Consider the following 18,235-nt stretch of genomic DNA (forward strand, 5'->3'; position numbering starts at 1 on the left):
ACCGTGGGACACACGGAATCGGGCTTCTGAAATGGGGCGAAAGTCTGTGGACTCTGTGTAAGACAGTACATGGTTTTTTAACTGTGGTATGCGACGGTGGTGGAAGCAGAAACTTAAATCGTGAGGTTTAGGAATCGCCGCCCTAAAAGTGCGGCGAGGATGTCAACTAAGCTGAATTCTCTCAACGAACCTGTGCGAGTCTCCACCCTCAGCAACGGGTTCGGAAGAGACTGAAAAGTCTCCTATCCCCTAATTCCCTACTCTAAAGCGTAGATACGACCATCCATGAGCAGACGGGTGATCCCTTTAGCTTCCAGTTGAGCGTGAGCTTTTTCGATCAGGCGACCGTCGGGAACTTTAATCACTTTTTCCTTGCGCTTGGAGAAACGACGAGCGATGCGATGACTTTCAAAGATGGGGAGAGTGCGCTGTTGGATTTCCTGAGGGGGAACCTTACCCAATTCGGCAAAATCCTTGAGGGGACGGGTGATTAATTCGGCAGCACGATCGATGACCAAGTAACAGGTTTTGGGAAAAGCCGCCGCCGAGAGGGGTAAGATCTGTAATTGGGCGGTTTTAACGATAGTCGGGCCTAAATAGCTGTCCGCTAGTTCCCCCTCCTCCTCATCTTCATCCTCATCCTCCTCTTCATCCCAATCCTCGTCAAGCTCATCTTCTTCCTCCTCTTCCTCGATAGCTTCGACGAAAAACTCGCTTAAATTAGCGGTTTCTAGGGTCTTATCGCCATTAATTTCTGTATCTTCTGGATTATCTGCTTCTGGCGGGTAAGCGGTATCCATTAACAGGGTTAATTGTTCCACAGAAGCGATCGGTGGCTCAAAAGCCTGCTCATCCTTAGCTGCGATTTGGGCTGCCCGAACACTAATTACCTCGATCGCTTTTTCTGGTAGATCCGCTGCTGCTTCCTCCTCCTCGAGGCCACGAGGATTGCGGGCCAAGCGTTTTTTCTGGATTAATTGCTCGTATTCCTCGCCAGAAAAAGAATTTTTGAGAAAACGACTGACCGTAGAACTACTCACGCCATAACGCTCGGCTAAGGTGGAAGTGGTGGCCTCCGTTTCCCGATAAAGCTTAAGAATTTCTTTTTTCGTGGCATCAGTCAGTTTTCTTGGACTCATATTACTTATATAGTTATTTTTTAAGCGATAGGATCTTGCCGATGGCTAGTCAGGGGAAGCTGTTGTCCTTGAGCGGATGTACTCTTAATCATAAAACGCTCTAGCCAATTAAAACTAAGCAATTCGTTTTCTAGTCCCTGTTCTAGTCTATCCTTGACTTCTGTTTCTCACCACTACTCAAGATTAAAAAATTGACGATGATATCAAGTGCCGCTAGTCAAAAAGCCTTATTAGTTCTGGCCGATGGTACAGTTTACGAGGGTTATTCCTTCGGAGCCAAGGGAACCACCGTCGGCGAAGTTGTCTTTAACACGGGGATGACCGGTTATCAGGAAGTCCTCACCGATCCCAGTTATGCTGGTCAAATCGTCACTTTTACCTATCCAGAATTGGGAAATACGGGGGTTAACCCCGAGGATGAGGAGTCAATTCGTCCCCAGGTGAAAGGAGCGATCGCCAAAAACATCTGCCACCGGCCCAGTAATTGGCGTTCTAGCCAATCTCTACCGGATTATCTGGCCGCTCATCATGTTATTGGCATCTATGGCATCGATACCCGCTCCCTGACCCGCAAAATTCGCTCGGTTGGGGCGATGAATGGGGCAATTTCCACGGAAATACTCGATTATCACGATTTACTGCGGCTGGTGCAGGCAGCCCCCAGTATGGCGGGATTAAATCTCGTCAAAGAAGTAACCACCAAGGAGGTGTACGAATGGACGACTCCCACTCCGTCCACCTGGGAATTTGCGCCAATTGATAGTGATCAAGAACCGTTAACGGTGGTGGCGATCGATTTTGGCATCAAACGCAATATTCTCCGACGTTTAGCCAGCTACGGTTGTCGGGTGATCGTGGTTCCCGCTGACACTCCCCCGGAAAAAATCGCCGCCTATAATCCCGATGGTATTTTCTTTTCTAACGGACCGGGAGATCCGGCGGCTGTCACCGAAGGTATTGCCCTAGCCAAGCAACTTTTGCAAGGGGAAAAACCCACTTTTGGCATCTGTATGGGTCATCAAATTTTAGGCCTATCCCTAGGGGCAGAAACCTTTAAACTAAAATTTGGCCATCGCGGGTTAAATCAACCCTGTGGACTGCAGCAACAGGTGGAAATTACCAGTCAGAATCACGGTTTTGCCGTGCAGGAAGCCTCTTTAAATCCGCAAGTGGAGATTACCCATCTCAACCTCAATGATCGCACCGTAGCGGGTTTAAAACACAAGTCTCTGCCCTTTTTCTCGGTGCAATACCACCCCGAAGCCAGTCCCGGCCCCCACGATGCTGATTATCTGTTTGGCAAATTTGTTGATTTAATGCGGCAAGCAAAAAAGGATCGGGCGTAAATTTTTAGGATATACTAGGGTTTTGATTTTTACGGCTCTAGAGCTAGGAGGCGATTATTCCAGAAGCAATTAACTTGACTGTCAGCTTGCGAGGCACCCGCGAGGTCAGAGATAAGTACCAAATTTTCCGTTTGACGGGTCTTTTAGATGCCTTTTCCGAACCGACTTTTTGTAAGGTGATCGAAGGCTATGTGGAGCAGGGTCCTAAGGATGTGATTATTAGCCTGGCTCAGATTGATTTTATCGATAGCTCCGGTTTAGGGGCTTTGGTAAAATTGGTGAAAAAGGCCAAAACCGAAGGGGGCAGTTTACAAATTGTTACCAATGCGCGGGTAACTCAAACCGTAAAACTGGTGCGATTGGAGAAGTTTTTTTCCCTGCGATCCACCCTGGAAGAAGCGATCGAATATCTAGAAAAAGCGTAAATCGTGGAATCTCCTCTCGAAAAACTTCGCTTACAGGTCAGTGGCCAGGGTTCACCAATCCTAGAGGGTCTTGACCGATTATCGCCCGCTTCTCTGGCCTATCTGGGGGATGCTGTTTATGAATTATACATCCGCACCTATTATTTACTGCCGCCCCAGCGTCTGGGAGACTATCACGCTCAGGTGGTGGGCAAAGTCAGGGCCGAACAACAGGCTTTAGATTTAGCGCAACTGCAGCCCTATCTGACAGACCAAGAAAAAGAAATTCTGCGCCGGGGACGCAATGCGGTCACGGGAAAACGTCGTCGTCTGACAGCCCAAGTCTATCAGCAGGCCAGCAGTTTAGAAACCCTGTTCGGCTATCTTTATCTACAAGACCCCTCAAGATTACATCAACTATTAGAAAAACTAGAATTATAGCCCTCAGGTATTTTACGAAAAGCATTCCCAAATGCGTTTAACTGCTATGGGATAGAGAGGTGCGTAGTTCACCCAAGGAGAATTAATCTCTCGAAGTAAAAGTGAAGGGAATTTCTGCAATGGAATTCAGTCTGTCTATATTTGACTATACTTTTACTAACTATTATTCCCGACCCCCTTTTATTAATCCATGCAATCATGAGCGATCGACCATTTCGTAGCAAGTCCGATAATAGTAATTTTCGCCGGCCCTCGCGGTCAAAAACCGGGCCAATTCTGGCTAAATCCCCGACAGTAACTCCAGAAAACCAAGAAGCTGATGATCTGCTCTACGGTCGCCGGGTAGTTTTAACGGCCATGGAGGAGGAGCGCCAACTGAATCGGATTTGGGTAGTCAATCGACTCCGTTACGATCCCCGTTATCATACCCTTTTGGAAAAAGCCAAAGCCAACGGCACGGTAATTGATGAGGTGGACGATCTCCGTCTCGATCAGATTACCAGTAAGGCCAATCATCAGGGGATCGCCGCCCAAATGTCTCCCTATGAGTATATCGAATTAGCCGATCTGATCGAAAAAGCTAAGGGCAAAAGTCGCCACCCCGTCATCGTCATCGCTGAAGGTATTACGGATCCCCATAACCTTGGGGCAATCATTCGCACCGCCGAAGCCATGGGGTGTCAGGGGGTAGTTATTCCCCAACGTCGCGCCGCCGGGGTGACATCGACGGTGATGAAAGTGGCGGCGGGGGCCCTGGAATATTTACCCGTCGCTAGGGTGGTTAATCTCAATCGTGCTTTAGAGGAATTAAAAGCGGCCGGTTTTTGGCTCTACGGCACGGCGGCAAAAACTGGTAAATCTTTACACACAATCAATTTAACGGGTGCGATAGGATTGGTGGTAGGTTCGGAGGGAGAGGGTTTGAGTCTGTTGGCCCAAAAGTCCTGCGATGAGTTGGTATCTATCCCCTTGGCAGGCAAAACCCCCAGTCTCAATGCTTCGGTGGCGGCGGCTATGGCTCTTTACGAGGTTTACCGGCAACGCTGGCAAAATTCCCCCGATTGAAAATCTGTATTTTTCGACACTCCCAATAGCCAAAAGGAGAAAGTATAAATAGAATAGGAAGGAAGTTTGCGAAATGTAAACAAACGTAACAAAACCACCAGAGTAGATTTAGATGGGGAACGAAATGAAAGAATTTTTGATTAGCTTACTCGAAAGGTTCGGATTAGCCTACTGGGTCGAGATTAAAACCGACTATCCCAGATGTACTTATTATTTTGGTCCTTTTCTCGCTAAAGACGAGGCTGAAGTCGCTCAAGCTGGTTACGAAGAAGATTTGAAAACAGAAGGAGCGCAGGGGATTAAATTGCATATAAAACGTTGTAAACCCGAAGATTTAACTATTTTTGAGGAAAAGGAAGAAGGTAAGCTCCTCAATCCCTTAAAGGTCTTACGCAGTCAAGTTTCTTAACAATTTCCAGTGATCGGTAATCAGTGATCAGCTTCTGAAGGCAACAGGCAACAGGCAAAAGGCAAAAGGCTCCAAGAAAGGATTCGGCGATTCTCCTACCGAAAAAGAAGGCTAGAAACTAAGTAGAGCTTGCTGAATAAATGTGAAATATAGACGAGGTAAGGGTTTTAGGGTTCTGTTTCGCTCCCACAGGTGCAAGATTTTGAGAGAATCGTGGTTCAAAACCTGGCCTCTTCATCGGCCCGCGTCCTGTAGGGGCGAAGCATTCGGGCAATAACCTATCGGTGAAACCCTAGATATTCTATCCGAATGCTTCGCCCCTACTTTTTGCCGCAAACCCTAAATATCAATGGGAGCGATTTAAAAAACAGCTATATTCTGCTTCTGTCAGTCTTCCCGCTTCGTAGAGAGTATCGGTAATTTCTGCTAGGGTTAAAACCGAATAAGGTTGATAACCATGGCTACGAAGTTTATCTTTAACAGGGCCACCATGGTCGATAAAAACCACAATATCATTAACTAATAATCCCGCCGATTTAATCTTTTCTGCCCCCTCGATCGCACTTTTGCCAGAAATTAAAATATCGTCCACTACTACCACGGTTTCCCCCACTTGAAAATTACCTTCAATTACTCTTCTTGTGCCGTGAGCTTTTACTTCTTTGCGGGGAAAAATCATCGGATGATTTAATAATAAAGATAAACCCGTAGCTGTAGGTAAAGAACCGTAGGGGATACCAGAAATGCGGTCAAATGTCAAGGTTTTTAATATTTCTCCATAGGCTTCAATTACCTGCTGAAAAATATTAGGATTAGAGATAATTTTTCTCAGATCGATATAATAGGAAAAAGTTTCTCCCGATGCTTGCACATAGTCGCCAAACATCAAGCAGCCAATATCAAATAATTGTAGAATTAAATCCTGATGAGGATGTTGTTTTAAAAGACAAACGTTAGCAGTCCAAGTATCATCTTGGCTCGATTCTTGCTGGTGATTTTGTTGAATTTTGTTGACTTCCTCTCGTAAATCCTTGACTTTTGCCCCCAAATCGGGTTGAGATAAAAAGTCTTGGGGTACAGGAATTAATAAACCCTCGCCATGACTATTTAAACCCACAGTAATTAACTCGGAGAATTGACTTTTTTCTTCCCAAATACTGCGTAATAAAATCAATCTTTCGGGAGCAAAATTGCGAATCCTTTTCAATATCTCTGGTTGAGTAGTTCCCACTTCTAAAAATACTTGTTCGGGAGTTCCCCAGGTGCAAGCTTCTTTGACAACTTGCAGATAAAAAGGATTGTCGCGACTGGGGAATTCTTGCAGATTAATCGCGCCTTGATTGGAAGTATGACAGAGGATAAAAGCTCCATGCTCGGGGTAAACTAAAAAAGGAGCAACGTGATCCTGTCCGGAGTAGGGATTGAGAGTGACCGCGTCCACCTGCCAAGTTTTAAAGATAGTCTCGGCTAAAACACTGCTAGTGTTAATATCGCCGTGTTTAGCATCCAAAATTACCGGGATATGATCGGGAATTGCCGTTAAAATTCGCTGTAATAATTCTAACCCTGCCGCTCCCAAAGCTTGATAAAAGCCTAAAGTTGGTTTGTAGGCACAGACAAAAGGGGCAGTTTCATCGATAATAAACTTGAGCCACCGTTCTAAATTAACGATTAATTCTCCCGGGGTGGAGGGCATCATTTCGGGGTTAGCATCTAAACCGAGGACAAGTAGAGTCTGGTTTTGACTAATGGCGTGGTTTAACTTTTGAAAAAAATTCATCGGTTCTAATCTCAGGATTCTGGATTAGTTTCTAATTTTACACTATTTGGCCGAAAAATAGGCTGTAAAATTGTCTTGTGCAGACTTTTTCTGGTATCAGCGTCAAGGAATTTCTTTTGTAAGGGTTGCCATTCTTGCCATTTTTGGTGACGGATATTTTGGAAAATTTCTAGTAAGGTGGGCATTTCCTTGGCAAGACAATTGGGGAAAATTTGGCTAAGAAAATCCGAGAGAACACAACAATCCTGCATTTCTCCGAGAATACCTTGAAGGTTTTTAATATCTTCTAGGTACTCTTGATATTTGTCGCCATAAAACTGAGTGAATAACTCCATATTATAGCGGGAACGCTTGGCTTCTTTGCGAAGATCATGCAGTAATAATCCTTCCTTTTCCAATAAGTCATCAATTTCTTGACTAGAAAAATCTCTTACTTTTTGATCTTCCTCTAAATTTACCCCAACTAACCAGCCTTCGTGCAGTAAAAAGCGACTCGCTTGCGGTAATAATAAGTCTGGTAAAACCGTGGCAATATCTAATTTTCCTATCGGTTGATAGGTGGGATTATCCAACCAACTGGCAAAATCTGCCTTAAAATTGAGAAATTTATCGGACTTTAACAGCTTTTCTACCTTAGCAAATGCCTTTTTTCTTTGTTGTTCGAGAACTTGTAAAACTTTCTTTAGTAAATCCTGTTCTTGCGGGGGCAAAATTGGCTGATAATGACCGATAAAAGCCTCTTTTAACACATCTAAATCCCGCAATTCTCCTAAAATTCTGCCCAGATTACCCACCCGTTTTTGATCGGCATATTTCGGCATGGTTAAAGCGGGTGCAAAACCAGTTAAAGTACTGCGAAGACGGCGCATTCCCACACGAATTTGATGTAATTCTTCCGTATCCTGATCGAGTAAAACCCCAGCTTCGTGTCTAAGAACTTTATGAAAATGTTTATCAATACCGATATAGGCCCAATCGGCAACAGTTTTAGCCCGAGGATTAAATTTGTTAGTCATTGGTCTTTAGGGAGGAAATAATGTCAAGATGGTGATAGAATCTTTAAATCAAGACTGGAACTAATAGATACTATTTATTCTATACAATAGGATGAAGCAGCCGCTTTAAGGGAAGTTTATGGATAGTTTTTGGCTAGATTATGGGGGGGAAATCGCTTTTCGCACAGGAGAGCATCTTTTCTTGACGGGAATAGCCATGGCTATGGGTAGCTTAATCGGGATTCCTCTAGGTATTTTAATTAGTCGTCAAGCTATTCTCGCCCCACCGATTATAGCGATCGTTAACACCCTACAGACTATCCCCAGTTTAGCCCTATTTGGTTTTTTAATTTCCGTGCCTTTTTTGGGAGGAATCGGCAAAATTCCCGCTATTGTTGCCCTAACTCTCTATACTTTACTGCCAATTGTTTTAAATACCTATCTGGGCATCAAAAAAGTTGATCCCGAATTAAAATTAGCCGGGTTATCCCTAGGCATGACCGACGGTCAAATCCTGCGCTATATCGAATTACCCCTAGCCGGGGCGACAATTTTGGCAGGAGTGAGAATTGCGACGGTGATTGCTATCGGTGTGGCTACGATCGCAGCTGCCATCGGTGGCGGTGGTTTGGGAGTGTTTATTTTTCGCGGTATTGCCACGGTCAACAATCAGTTAATTTTGGCGGGGGCAATTCCTGCCGCTTTTTTAGCCCTTGTTGCCGATTGGAGTCTCGGTCGGCTAGAAAAGACCTTTTCCCCTTCGCAACGTCCGAAAAAGCCCTCTAAATGGCAATGGGGCTTAGGTTTAATTGGGTTGGCCTTGCTATCTTTCCTCTTGACTCAAATTTTCCATTCATCCCCCGGCACAGTGGTGATCGGTTCCAAAAATTTTACCGAACAGGTGATTTTAGGGGAAATTTTGGCACAGGAGATCGAAAAAGAGACGAATTTACGGGTTGATCGTCAATTTAATCTCGGTGGTACTCTGATCTGTCATGAAGCGGTGAAAGCGGGTAAAATCGACGGTTATGTGGAGTATTCTGGCACGGCTTTCACGGGAATTTTGCAAGAAAAACCCCTTAACGATGCCCGATTAGTCTTTGAAAAGCTGCAAAAGATTTATCCAGAAAAATTTAATCTAGAAGTCTTTCCCAGTCTAGGATTTGAGAATACTTTCGCCATTGTTATCCGGGGAGAAACCGCCAGTCAATACAATCTTAAAACTCTCTCGCAGGTGGCTAAATATACCCCCAATTGGCAAGCGGGTTTTGGTTATGAATTTTTGGAAAGGGAAGACGGTTACAAGGGATTAGCGAAGACCTACGGCCTAACTTTTGCCGGACCCCCGAAAGTGATGGATTTAGGGTTAATGTACCGCGCTTTAGCCGAAAAACAGGTGGATTTAGTGGCGGGAAATTCCACCGATGGCTTAATTCCCGTGCTAGATTTAGTCATCCTAGAAGATGATCAACGCTATTTTCCTCCCTACGAAGCGGTACCGATTTTTAACCTGGATAGTTTGCAAAAATATCCACAATTGCGACAGGTTTTAGCCAAACTCACCGGCAAAATTACCTCCACAGCTATGCAGAAATTAAACTATCAGGTGGATGGACGCGATCGCAGGGTGGAGGAAGTGGTTAAAGAATTTCTAGTCTCCCTCTCTTAACCATTTAGTCACTCCCCCGGGTTGATCGATTAAAGTAATGCCTTGGGCTTTTAATTCTGCACGAATGCGATCGCTTTCGGCGTAATTTTTCGCTTTTTTCGCCTCTGTCCGTTGTTGGATGAGATTTTCGATATCCGCTGCACTAATTCCCTCAGAAACAGGGGTTTCTCCCTGGTCAGCGGCCATTTCTAAGCCCAAAACCCTAGACAATTTCACCAAAGTATGCCATTTTACCGCTAATTGGGCCAGATTGCTGTCTGTCTTACCCGCATGGGTTAAATTATTACCCTCCTTGCGTAATTCCTTAGCGATTTCAAATAACACCGCTAAACCACCGGCAAAGTTAAAATCGTGATTTACCGCCTCTTGAAAGCGATTTTCTAGCTCTTGGTCAGTAATTGCGGGATTATCTGGCGGAAGATGCTTATAACCAAAGGATAAACCCTCTTGTAAAGTATGCCAGCCATTAGTGGCCGCCTGCAATCCCTCATCGGAAAAATCGATCGGTTTGCGGTATTGGGCGCCTAAAATTAATAATCTCACGGCTAAGGGGTCATATTTTGCCAATAACTCGCGAATAGTGATGAAATTACCGAGGGATTTCGACATTTTTTCCCCAGCCACCTTAACCATGCCATTATGTAACCAATAGTGGGCCAGAGGTTTACCCGTAGCCGCTTCACTTTGGGCAATTTCGTTTTCGTGGTGGGGAAAAATTAGATCACTTCCCCCCACATGAATATCGATAGTTTCTCCCAATTGTTCTTTGACCATGGCCGAACATTCAATATGCCACCCCGGACGACCTTGGCCCCAGGGAGAATCCCAACTAGGTTCCCCCGGTTTTGCCCCTTTCCAGAGGGCAAAATCAAAGGGGTCTTGTTTTTTAATTGCTTCCGGGTCGTCGGTTTCTACCCGGCCGCTGGCCCCAGCTTGCAAATCATCCAGTTTTCGCCCTGATAGTTTGCCATAATCAGAAAAACGACGGACGGAGTAGTAAACATCGCCATCGCTGGGGTAAGCATAGCCTTTTTGTTCTAATTCATAGACTAGGCGCTTGATACCGTCGAGGGTATGAGTGGCCCGGGGATAAGCGTCCGCCGGTCTGACTCCTAATTTTGCCATATCCTCAAAGTAGGCCTCGATAAATCTCTCGGCCACGGCCGCCATGGTGGTATGTTCATTTTTAGCCCGATTGAGAATTTTATCGTCAATATCGGTGAAATTCTGAATATAGCGCACTTTATAACCGAGATACTCTAAATAACGCCGCACCACATCCCAAACCACACAGGTACGCGCATGACCCAAATGGCAATAATCATAGACGGTAATGCCGCAGCAATACATGGAGACCATGCCGGGGATGAGGGGGGTAAAGGGTTCTTCGCGACGACTGAGGGTGTTGTAGAGGATTAAGGTCATGGAGGGGGAATTTTTTTTCTGGGGAAAAAGGCTAGTCCAATTTTATAGCAGTTATCAGTGATCAGTTATCAGTGATCAGTTATCAGTGACCGCTAACCACTTTCCCTAGGGTGAGCGCATCTCAAACCCTATTGACAATTGGCCAATTTTGTGATCCGCATGGGCATTTCAAGTGATACCAGTCAATCAGAATAGTTACGAACTCGACCTATTTGGTCGGAGATGGCGAATTCTCCTCAAATATGCCTGAATCGTGGGTAGGCAACTCAGATAAAGTTCATTTTGTCAAGGATTGTCTAAGATGAGCTTACCCTAGATTTCTTTACTATATTTTGTTTTTTTTGTCAAGGGGTTTTTCTGGTTTTAGTAAAAATCTGACGGTAAGATTCGAGGAGATAGGACTGTTTTGATGACAACTATTATTGATAGAATCGATAGAATAACGATAGGAAAGCTTGATTGTTTGCCTCAACCGACAATTTTTAATTGTTAATAAACTTTGACCAGACCATCACCATGAATGAACCACCTAATAGCGCTGGCGATGAAATCCAGTTACCCCGGGGAGAAAGAGTTGACCAGCTAAGAAATCTCATCGAAACCCTACGCATTGCCGATGAAGTGGCCAATCGCGGTTATTTGATTACCAGCGCCGAAGTGGCGGATTTAATGGATATTAATCCAGGGGCCGTTACCAGTCGAGGCGACCATTGGCCGTGGCGAAATTGGGTAATCTCCCGGGTCAGACGCGAGGGAAACCAAATTCTTTGGCAATTGGAAAAAGTCGATTAGGGTTAATGGCAACCATCAGTTAATTTCTCTCTTAACTTTTGTAATTATTTCGTCATTTTCCCCCAGCAGATGACGCGCAAAACGTCGAGCTAGGGGCGGAGCCGATACAAGTGTACTGGTAAAACCAGAAAATACCTGCAATCCCACTTTATCGGCGATCGCTCCCACTAGGGGCTGTCCCGAGGGAGCAAAGGCCACTAGGCAATGATGACAACTTCCGGGGAGAGAGGCTAAAGAGGGCAGCAATGTCCCCACGGCGGTGCGTATTGCTTTTTCCCCCGCCACAGGGTTTAAAATCGCGCTTGGATCGGTGATAATGGCGCTAATTTGCCCTAGATAAAGGCTTTGATCCCGGAATTGTACCGCCCCCGTTTCTAAAACACTGGCAATTATTTCTGGGGTTTCTCTCTGCCAAATGCCCTGCTTTTCTAGTTGGGTGATTTTTTGCTCTAATAGCAATCTGGCAGGAATTGCGGGCATAACTAGGGTGTTTAATTTGATCTCAGTGGGGGGAATTTTGATCACCTGGGCATGGGTAAAATAGACGGGAGCAGCAATACCAGATTTTTGCAGTAAAGACCGGGTTAATCCCCCCGCACAGACGATAGTTTCCCCAGCAGAATAATTATTTTTAGGAGTTTTTGCGCCGGTAAATCTCGATGCAGTTTCAATTAATTCGATGACAGCTTCCCGAATAATCGTGCCTCCCAGACGCAGAAAAGCTTGTTGATAGGCAAGATTAGTTTTTTCGGCGTTAATGTGACCGTGGGGCAGTCGTAAAACTCCGGAGATAGCAGCGGGATTTAATAGGGGTTCTAAAGCGATCGCTGCCTGCGGATCGAGAATTTCGGGAGTAATAGCAAAGATAGCAAATTTTTCGGCCACAGCGACTGGATCATCTTCGGGGTTCACGGTGAGAATTAGCTCTAGGTCTCGGTATTCATTATCCATGCCCAGTTCCTGCGATAAATTGCGCTGAATTTCTCGACCTTCTTGATATAATTTTCTCTGGATTTCTGTGGTGGCCGACCAATAGGCTAAACCCCCGTAACTGTAGAAAGTGGCGTTGAGGGGATGGGTTTCTTTTTCTAATAAGAGGACTCGACTGCCTAGGTTGGCTAGTTCGTAGCTTAAGGCGGAACCGGTGATACCACCACCGATAATTATATAATCATAAGTTGTGGTCATAATTGGGCTAATTTTTACTAAATTAATCTATCCTATCATTATACTTGCTCAGTTCCCTGGTTCTGATTTAAGCAATAATTGCTATAATTACAGAAAATGTTAAAGGCGGGATCGGATAACTATGCAACAGTTAGAAACTAGGGGGATAACTGACCGATGGATTAAAGGTAGTTGGGAAGAATACTTAGCGGCAATTAAAAACTTCCCAGAAAATCAAGGAAAAAGTTATTATTACAATGGCTATTATCGATTAGAAATGACTCCTATTGGATTTGAACACGCTAGAGATAATCACGTTGTCTTTTTGGGGGTGAGTCTCTACGCTATCCTCAAAGAAATTCCTTTTCAAGGACTCCCCACTTGTTCTTATCGTAAAAGAGGAATTAGAGAAGTGCAGCCAGATATATCTTACTATCTAGGAGAAAAAGCGAATCTGATACCAAATGGGACTTCGATTATTGATTTAAATCAGTATCCCCCACCAGATTTAGTCATTGAAATCTCAAAATCTACCTTCAATCTTCAATGATGACTTAGGTAATAAACGCTTACTCTACGAAGAATTAGGAGTTAGTGAATACTGGAGTGTTAAGGTAGATGATCCCCAAATATTCGCCTTTGAAATAATCGATCGAGGTAGCAAAAGAATTGATATATCAAAGGTTTTACCTAATTTAAAACTTGCGGTTTTAGAGTCAGCTTTACAACAGGCACGCACCAGAGCTCAAAGTCAGGTGGGACGTTGGTTAATCAGTCAATTTCAAGGTTAACTCCATAAAATCGAGGCTAATATTATGCAACAGCTAGAAACTACTATCTCGACAGATTTATGGATTAAAGCTAGTTGGGAAGAATACTTAGAAGCAATTAAAAACTTCCCAGAAAATCAAGGAAAAAGTTATTATTACAATGGCTATTATCGATTAGAAATGACTCCTATTGGTAACGATCATGCCAGCGATCATGCTATTTTGATCTTCGCTGTTAGTCTCTATGCTACCCTAAAAAATCTGACCTTTAATGCCAAAGATAATTGCAGTTTTCGCAGGTCTGGTTATCGAGAAGTTCAACCGGATATATCTTATTATTTTGCAGAGAAAGCTAATCTGATTCCCTACGGTACTTCGATTATTGATTTGAATCAGTATCCCCCACCAGATTTAGTCATTGAAATCTCAAAATCTACCCTTAATGATGACTTAGGTAATAAACGCTTACTCTATGAAGAATTAGGGGTTAGTGAATACTGGAGTGTTAAGGTAGATGATCCCCAAATATTCGCTTTTGAAATAATCGATCGAGGTAGTAAAAGAATTGATATATCAAAGGTTTTACCTAATTTAAAACTTGCGGTTTTAGAGTCAGCTTTACAACAGGCACGCACCAGAGATCAAAGTCAGGTAGGACGTTGGTTAATCAGTCAATTTCAAGGTTAAATCCTGCTGTTTTTTGGCAGCCGCTTTCTCCAATAAAGACTCGGCAAAAGCGATGGCAGCCGCTGCCGAATTTCCTCCCGTTAATTGTGCCAATTCTTCCCTTCTCGTCTGACGATTATCGAGAGAAGTAACCCGGACAACCGTGCGAATTTCCGAGAGATTAGTGGAATCATCTTCGGCAATCATTTGTTTATAAACTCGAAAATGGTGATCAGCTAAAGCAGCCACTAAGGGTTGATGAGTGACGCATAAAACCTGATATTGTTGACCTAATTGATCTAATTTATCGGCAATTGCTTGAGCAACTTTTCCCGATACTCCCGCATCAATTTCGTCAAAAATTAGGGTGGCTGCTGCCGATTGGGATTGGGAAAAACAGGACTTTAACGCTAGGAGAAAACGACTCATTTCTCCTCCGGAAGCGGTACTGGATAAAGGTTGGATTTTTTCCCCCGGATTGGGACTAAAATAAAATACCACTTGATCGACTCCCAGACTGCTAGGATTACCCGGGTCAATCCGACAGACAAAAATCACCTTTTCCATGGCTAAAGGTTTTAATTCCTGTACCAATTGTTTTTCTAGTTGACTAGCGGTTTCTTGTCGCAAAAAGGTCAACTGGGTGCTAGTTTCTTGATAGATTTTTTCCTGTTGCTGACAAATTTTTTCTAATTCCTCAATCGATTGTCCTTCTCCCGTCAACTCCGCTAATTCCTGCTGTAATTTCTGATAATAATCGATCGCTTCGGCTAAACTTGGGCCATATTTGCGACAAATGCGCTTAAGTTGGACAATTCTCTCTTCTATCTCGTTCAATCTCTCCGGATCTGCCTCTAGACTATCCCCATAAACGTTGATTTCCTGTCCCGCTTCCACCACCTGATTTAATGCCGATCGCACCATCTCTAAAATTGGCTCTAAACTGCTATCATAAACCATCATATTTGTCAAGATATTTTCAGCTTTTCCTAACAAATCAGCGACGGCGGGTTGATCGCGATCATTTTGGTAGAGTAGTTGATAGACTTGATAGCTGGAATTTTGTAAATCGACACCGTGGGAGAGTCGGTTTCTTTCCTGTTCTAACTGTTCCAACTCGTTAGCGTCAGTTAAATTAGCTGATTCTAGTTCTTTTAGTTGATATTCTAATAAATCTAATCTCTGTAGGCGATTTTGTTCCGATTGCAATCTATTATTGAAAATATTCTTGCTTTCTTGCCAGTTAGCGTAGGCTGTGACTACTTTTTCCCGCTGCAGCAGCAGGGATTCACCCCCGTAGAGATCTAATAATTCCCTCTGTCGATTAGCGTCCATTAACTGAACTGTTTGACCTTGAGCGGTGATTTCTACCAAAAAATCTCTTATTTGCGCCATTTGTTGGCGATTAGCGACGACTCCGTTAATCCGAGAGCGAGAACGCAAGGAATTATTAGTAATCACTAATTCCCGGCTGATGGTCAGACTATTATCCTCTAATGGGTCAATTTCCTGACTTTCTAGCCAAGCAATTAATTCTGGAGTCAGAGAAAAAGTCGCTTCTAGGGTTGATTGTTGGCTTCCCTGACGGATGACGCGATGATTGACTTTACCACCGAGAACAATATCGATCGCATCTAATATAATCGATTTTCCTGCCCCCGTCTCACCGGTCAGTACATTTAATCCGCTGCCGAAAGTTAATTCTAAGCGATCGATGAGGGTAAAATTTTCAATTTGTAGGCAGGATAACATATATCAGTAATCAGTAATCAGTTGCTAAGTAGGTAGGCGTTAAAAATTATCAGATGCCCCCTTATTAAGGGGGATACCCCCTTAATCCCCCCTTATCAAGGGGGGCAGGGGGGATCGAACCTAAAATCCATTTTTAATTTAATTATAACCAGCTACTTATTCTCATTATCCTTCAGCATTCCCTAATTTTCCCCGAAACGGTAGCCCTTCCCATAGACAGTATTAATTAGAGGTGTTTCTCCAGGCGCTTCGATTTTACGACGCAGCAAGCGCATCAGGGCAGGAACCACATTACTATTAGGTTGCTCTCCTTCTGACCAGAGATGCTGATAAATTTGTTCATGGGTGAGAAGTTGCCCCGGATGGGTCATAAATAAAGTTAACAATTGTATTTCTTTTGCTGATAAACTGATCGTGCGACCGTGACGATAGGCCACTTGATTTTCGCTATCGAGTTCTAAATCAGCACATTTTAATTTACTGCTATTACTAGCTTCAAAATTGGGAGAACGACGCAATAAAGCGCGGACTCTCGCTAATAATTCTCGCAGTTGAAAGGGTTTGACTAAATAATCATCAGCACCAGCATCTAATCCCGCCACTCGATCGTCTATGGTATCCTTAGCGGTTAGAAATAAAACGGGAGTGGTGTCCCCTTGATTGCGTAAATATTGACAGATTTGTAATCCGGATTGCTGGGGTAACATCCAATCGAGAATTAAGAGGTCATAATTATTCTCTTGTGCCAATTCTAACCCCGTCCGACCATGATCAGCAATATCAACTTCATAGCCTTCTTGAGCAAGAATTTGTTCTAAGGGTTCGGTTAATTCTTTTTCATCGTCAACGATAAGTATTCGCATAGAAGGAAGATTATCAGTTATCAGTTATCAGTTATCAGTGATCAGTTATCAGTGATCAGTTATCAGATGTGAGTTATCAGTTCACTGTTTACTGATTACTGTTTACTGATCACTGAAAAACCATTTCTCCTAATTATCGATCTTTGGGTAATAAATTGCGCCATTCGAGAGGGATATAACTTTCAATAAATCTAGCCATGGTTTGGTAATGACGCTGATACAAAACTCCCATATAGATAATACCAAGTCCTAGGACGGTTAGGGCAAAGGGAAAGAAAATTGAATCGGCAAAGATACGATAGGAGAGATAGGAAAGATAGGCAAATACTCCGATACCTCCAAAAACCACAAATAATCTTCTTTTTAGCAGGACGGATAATAACATCAATCCCAAGTTAATTAGACAGTACAAAAATCGTTGCGCTTCATTATCATCGATGAGGAGAGATAAACTAAACCAAAACATAATTAATCCGAATAAGTACAGCCAAAAAGCAAAATCACCCCGACTACGGCGCTGACGTACATCAATTAAATAGGCAGTTATTAAACAGGCAATTCCCAACCAAAAGGATACCCACAGTCGCAGTCTCCATGTATATTCGTCCTCGCCAAATAGTAAAGGGGTTAAGTCCATTGACATATACCACAGACTAAAAGCGATCGGTGCAGTTAAAAAAGGAAATTTAACAAATCGCAAAGTTATTAATCCTGCGATAATCGTGCCTAATTCCATTAAAAACCAACTGCCTTTAGTCCAGGTATAGAAATCTGGATAAATGGCCATATTTCCGGCTTGCCAGTATCCTGTCCAGCGTTGTAAACCGTAGATTGCTAAGGGAGTCATTGCCACTGCCATGGTAAATAAAAGGCCGCCTGGTATTTTGAGATTTTGCTGAAAATAGAGATTTTTCCCCGCAAAAATAAAACAAATTGCATAAAACAGGGCGATAAAAAATAGTCCTGCACCGCCGAAACTCTCCCAAGCTTTGTTCATCAACCACCCCAGGGCAGAGATAACAATTAATGCCCCAAAATAATAGGCCACATTAGCAAAATTAAAGCGAGGGCGATTAACTTCATCTTCCTGGGGATAACGGCATATAAAAGCCGTCCATAAATTTTCAGCTTGGCTGGCAGTAATTAGGTTTTCTTGTACCGCCCAATCAAAATCTTCTCTTTCTAGTCTCATAATATTCTCTAGTCCTTAAGCTAAGATGTATTTTAACCGCTTATCCCTTTACTGTTGCCAGAGTGCCTGATCTCAACAATCAATTTAAATACTTAACAGCTTATACCTGGACTTCCCCGTTGACAAAAGGCCATAACCTATGCTGTAGAAGGGATTAAAAGAATTTCCGCCGCCCCGTTACTGGGTACAAATCAGGGAAACTCCCAATAAATCTAACGCTTTTTGTTGGAGTTGAGTCGGTCGAGTTATCTTAGAAAAACGATAACTTCCCTCCCTAATCGTACATTCCACTGTATTCAAGCAAATCGTCCCCAGGTCTTCCAACAAAGTCCGAAAACTATGCACAGGGAGGTTCTCTTG

General features: G+C 43.5%; 16 protein-coding genes and 3 pseudogenes. 10 read left to right on the forward strand and 9 right to left on the reverse strand.

The window, feature by feature from the left end; translation table 11 throughout:
* Window positions 1-257 precede the first annotated feature (257 nt).
* Window positions 258-1,139 (reverse strand): helix-turn-helix domain-containing protein, encoded by an 882-nt coding sequence (locus tag PN470_RS07145; RefSeq protein WP_272104170.1) that lies wholly within the window; start codon window positions 1,137-1,139, stop codon window positions 258-260.
* A gap of 197 nt (window positions 1,140-1,336) precedes the next feature.
* On the opposite strand from PN470_RS07145, the gene carA reads away from it, so the two are divergent.
* The 6 genes and pseudogenes from carA to PN470_RS07170 all read left to right on the forward strand — a co-directional run bounded on the left by carA (window position 1,337) and on the right by PN470_RS07170 (window position 4,804).
* Window positions 1,337-2,485 (forward strand): glutamine-hydrolyzing carbamoyl-phosphate synthase small subunit, encoded by a 1,149-nt coding sequence (carA, locus tag PN470_RS07150; RefSeq protein ID WP_004158544.1) that lies wholly within the window; start codon window positions 1,337-1,339, stop codon window positions 2,483-2,485.
* Between the two features lie 74 nt (window positions 2,486-2,559).
* Window positions 2,560-2,910 (forward strand): STAS domain-containing protein, encoded by a 351-nt coding sequence (locus tag PN470_RS07155; protein ID WP_016515648.1) that lies wholly within the window; start codon window positions 2,560-2,562, stop codon window positions 2,908-2,910.
* A 3-nt stretch (window positions 2,911-2,913) separates the two neighbouring features.
* Window positions 2,914-3,330 carry a Mini-ribonuclease 3 gene (locus PN470_RS07160; RefSeq protein ID WP_002734315.1) on the forward strand — a complete coding sequence of 139 codons (417 nt, stop codon included), beginning with the start codon at window positions 2,914-2,916 and terminating at the stop codon, window positions 3,328-3,330.
* Window positions 3,331-3,339: 9 nt separating this feature from the next.
* Window positions 3,340-3,429: pseudogene (locus tag PN470_RS22340) on the forward strand (IS200/IS605 family accessory protein TnpB-related protein); the annotation flags it as partial.
* Between the two features lie 99 nt (window positions 3,430-3,528).
* Entirely contained in the window at window positions 3,529-4,395 is an 867-nt protein-coding gene (rlmB, locus tag PN470_RS07165; protein ID WP_002733719.1) for a 23S rRNA (guanosine(2251)-2'-O)-methyltransferase RlmB, read from the forward strand.
* A 112-nt stretch (window positions 4,396-4,507) separates the two neighbouring features.
* On the forward strand, window positions 4,508-4,804 hold the full coding sequence (locus PN470_RS07170) for a DUF1816 domain-containing protein (protein ID WP_004158539.1): 297 nt from the start codon (window positions 4,508-4,510) through the stop codon (window positions 4,802-4,804).
* 346 nt (window positions 4,805-5,150) lie between these two features.
* Here the strand turns inward: PN470_RS07170 and PN470_RS07175 are convergent, their stop codons facing one another.
* A complete protein-coding gene (locus PN470_RS07175) occupies window positions 5,151-6,584 on the reverse strand; it encodes a bifunctional orotidine-5'-phosphate decarboxylase/orotate phosphoribosyltransferase (protein ID WP_271935295.1) in 1,434 nt (477 codons plus the stop codon).
* Between the two features lie 11 nt (window positions 6,585-6,595).
* Window positions 6,596-7,600, reverse strand: a complete 1,005-nt coding sequence (locus PN470_RS07180) for a CHAD domain-containing protein (RefSeq protein WP_271935294.1) — start codon at window positions 7,598-7,600, stop codon at window positions 6,596-6,598.
* A 118-nt stretch (window positions 7,601-7,718) separates the two neighbouring features.
* Here PN470_RS07180 and PN470_RS07185 point away from each other — a divergent pair, with 118 nt between their 5' ends.
* Window positions 7,719-9,248: a glycine betaine ABC transporter substrate-binding protein gene (locus tag PN470_RS07185; protein WP_271935291.1), complete on the forward strand. Its 1,530-nt coding sequence runs from the start codon at window positions 7,719-7,721 to the stop codon at window positions 9,246-9,248.
* Here the strand turns inward: PN470_RS07185 and cysS are convergent.
* Window positions 9,231-10,673 (reverse strand): cysteine--tRNA ligase, encoded by a 1,443-nt coding sequence (gene cysS, locus PN470_RS07190; protein WP_271935288.1) that lies wholly within the window; start codon window positions 10,671-10,673, stop codon window positions 9,231-9,233. The genes PN470_RS07185 and cysS overlap by 18 nt on opposite strands.
* Window positions 10,674-11,189: 516 nt before the next feature.
* On the opposite strand from cysS, the gene PN470_RS07195 reads away from it, so the two are divergent.
* On the forward strand, window positions 11,190-11,465 hold the full coding sequence (locus PN470_RS07195) for a hypothetical protein (protein WP_002768833.1): 276 nt from the start codon (window positions 11,190-11,192) through the stop codon (window positions 11,463-11,465).
* 15 nt (window positions 11,466-11,480) lie between these two features.
* On the opposite strand, the gene PN470_RS07200 is transcribed toward PN470_RS07195, so the two are convergent.
* Complete coding sequence (locus PN470_RS07200) at window positions 11,481-12,653, reverse strand: NAD(P)/FAD-dependent oxidoreductase (RefSeq protein WP_271935287.1); 1,173 nt, start codon at window positions 12,651-12,653, stop codon at window positions 11,481-11,483.
* Window positions 12,654-12,774: 121 nt separating this feature from the next.
* Here PN470_RS07200 and PN470_RS07205 point away from each other — a divergent pair.
* Window positions 12,775-13,423: pseudogene (locus tag PN470_RS07205) on the forward strand (Uma2 family endonuclease).
* A gap of 24 nt (window positions 13,424-13,447) precedes the next feature.
* Window positions 13,448-14,089: a Uma2 family endonuclease gene (locus tag PN470_RS07210; RefSeq protein ID WP_271935286.1), complete on the forward strand. Its 642-nt coding sequence runs from the start codon at window positions 13,448-13,450 to the stop codon at window positions 14,087-14,089.
* On the opposite strand, the gene recN is transcribed toward PN470_RS07210, so the two are convergent.
* The 4 genes and pseudogenes from recN to PN470_RS07230 all read right to left on the reverse strand — a co-directional run.
* A complete protein-coding gene (recN, locus tag PN470_RS07215; RefSeq protein ID WP_271935284.1) occupies window positions 14,066-15,820 on the reverse strand; it encodes a DNA repair protein RecN in 1,755 nt (584 codons plus the stop codon). The two genes, PN470_RS07210 and recN, sit on opposite strands and share 24 nt — an antisense overlap.
* Window positions 15,821-16,002: 182 nt before the next feature.
* Entirely contained in the window at window positions 16,003-16,683 is a 681-nt protein-coding gene (gene rppA / locus PN470_RS07220) for a two-component system response regulator RppA (RefSeq protein ID WP_271935282.1), read from the reverse strand.
* 133 nt (window positions 16,684-16,816) lie between these two features.
* Window positions 16,817-17,875 (reverse strand): DUF2157 domain-containing protein, encoded by a 1,059-nt coding sequence (locus PN470_RS07225; RefSeq protein WP_271935280.1) that lies wholly within the window; start codon window positions 17,873-17,875, stop codon window positions 16,817-16,819.
* Between the two features lie 177 nt (window positions 17,876-18,052).
* Window positions 18,053-18,235, reverse strand: a pseudogene (locus PN470_RS07230) (IS1634 family transposase); the annotation flags it as partial.

The sequence above is a fragment of the Microcystis sp. CS-574 genome (assembly GCF_028329095.1).
Lineage (GTDB): Bacteria > Cyanobacteriota > Cyanobacteriia > Cyanobacteriales > Microcystaceae > Microcystis > Microcystis ichthyoblabe_A.

Coding starts and splice junctions, on each gene's coding strand:
- PN470_RS07145 (WP_272104170.1), bottom strand. CDS start 1,139: ATGAGTCCAAGAAAACTGACTGATGCCACGAAAAAAGAAATTCTTAAG.
- carA (WP_004158544.1), top strand. CDS start 1,337: ATGATATCAAGTGCCGCTAGTCAAAAAGCCTTATTAGTTCTGGCCGAT.
- rlmB (WP_002733719.1), top strand. CDS start 3,529: ATGAGCGATCGACCATTTCGTAGCAAGTCCGATAATAGTAATTTTCGC.
- PN470_RS07170 (WP_004158539.1), top strand. CDS start 4,508: ATGGGGAACGAAATGAAAGAATTTTTGATTAGCTTACTCGAAAGGTTC.
- PN470_RS07175 (WP_271935295.1), bottom strand. CDS start 6,584: ATGAATTTTTTTCAAAAGTTAAACCACGCCATTAGTCAAAACCAGACT.
- PN470_RS07180 (WP_271935294.1), bottom strand. CDS start 7,600: ATGACTAACAAATTTAATCCTCGGGCTAAAACTGTTGCCGATTGGGCC.
- PN470_RS07185 (WP_271935291.1), top strand. CDS start 7,719: ATGGATAGTTTTTGGCTAGATTATGGGGGGGAAATCGCTTTTCGCACA.
- cysS (WP_271935288.1), bottom strand. CDS start 10,673: ATGACCTTAATCCTCTACAACACCCTCAGTCGTCGCGAAGAACCCTTT.
- PN470_RS07195 (WP_002768833.1), top strand. CDS start 11,190: ATGAATGAACCACCTAATAGCGCTGGCGATGAAATCCAGTTACCCCGG.
- PN470_RS07200 (WP_271935287.1), bottom strand. CDS start 12,653: ATGACCACAACTTATGATTATATAATTATCGGTGGTGGTATCACCGGT.
- PN470_RS07210 (WP_271935286.1), top strand. CDS start 13,448: ATGCAACAGCTAGAAACTACTATCTCGACAGATTTATGGATTAAAGCT.
- recN (WP_271935284.1), bottom strand. CDS start 15,820: ATGTTATCCTGCCTACAAATTGAAAATTTTACCCTCATCGATCGCTTA.
- rppA (WP_271935282.1), bottom strand. CDS start 16,683: ATGCGAATACTTATCGTTGACGATGAAAAAGAATTAACCGAACCCTTA.
- PN470_RS07225 (WP_271935280.1), bottom strand. CDS start 17,875: ATGAGACTAGAAAGAGAAGATTTTGATTGGGCGGTACAAGAAAACCTA.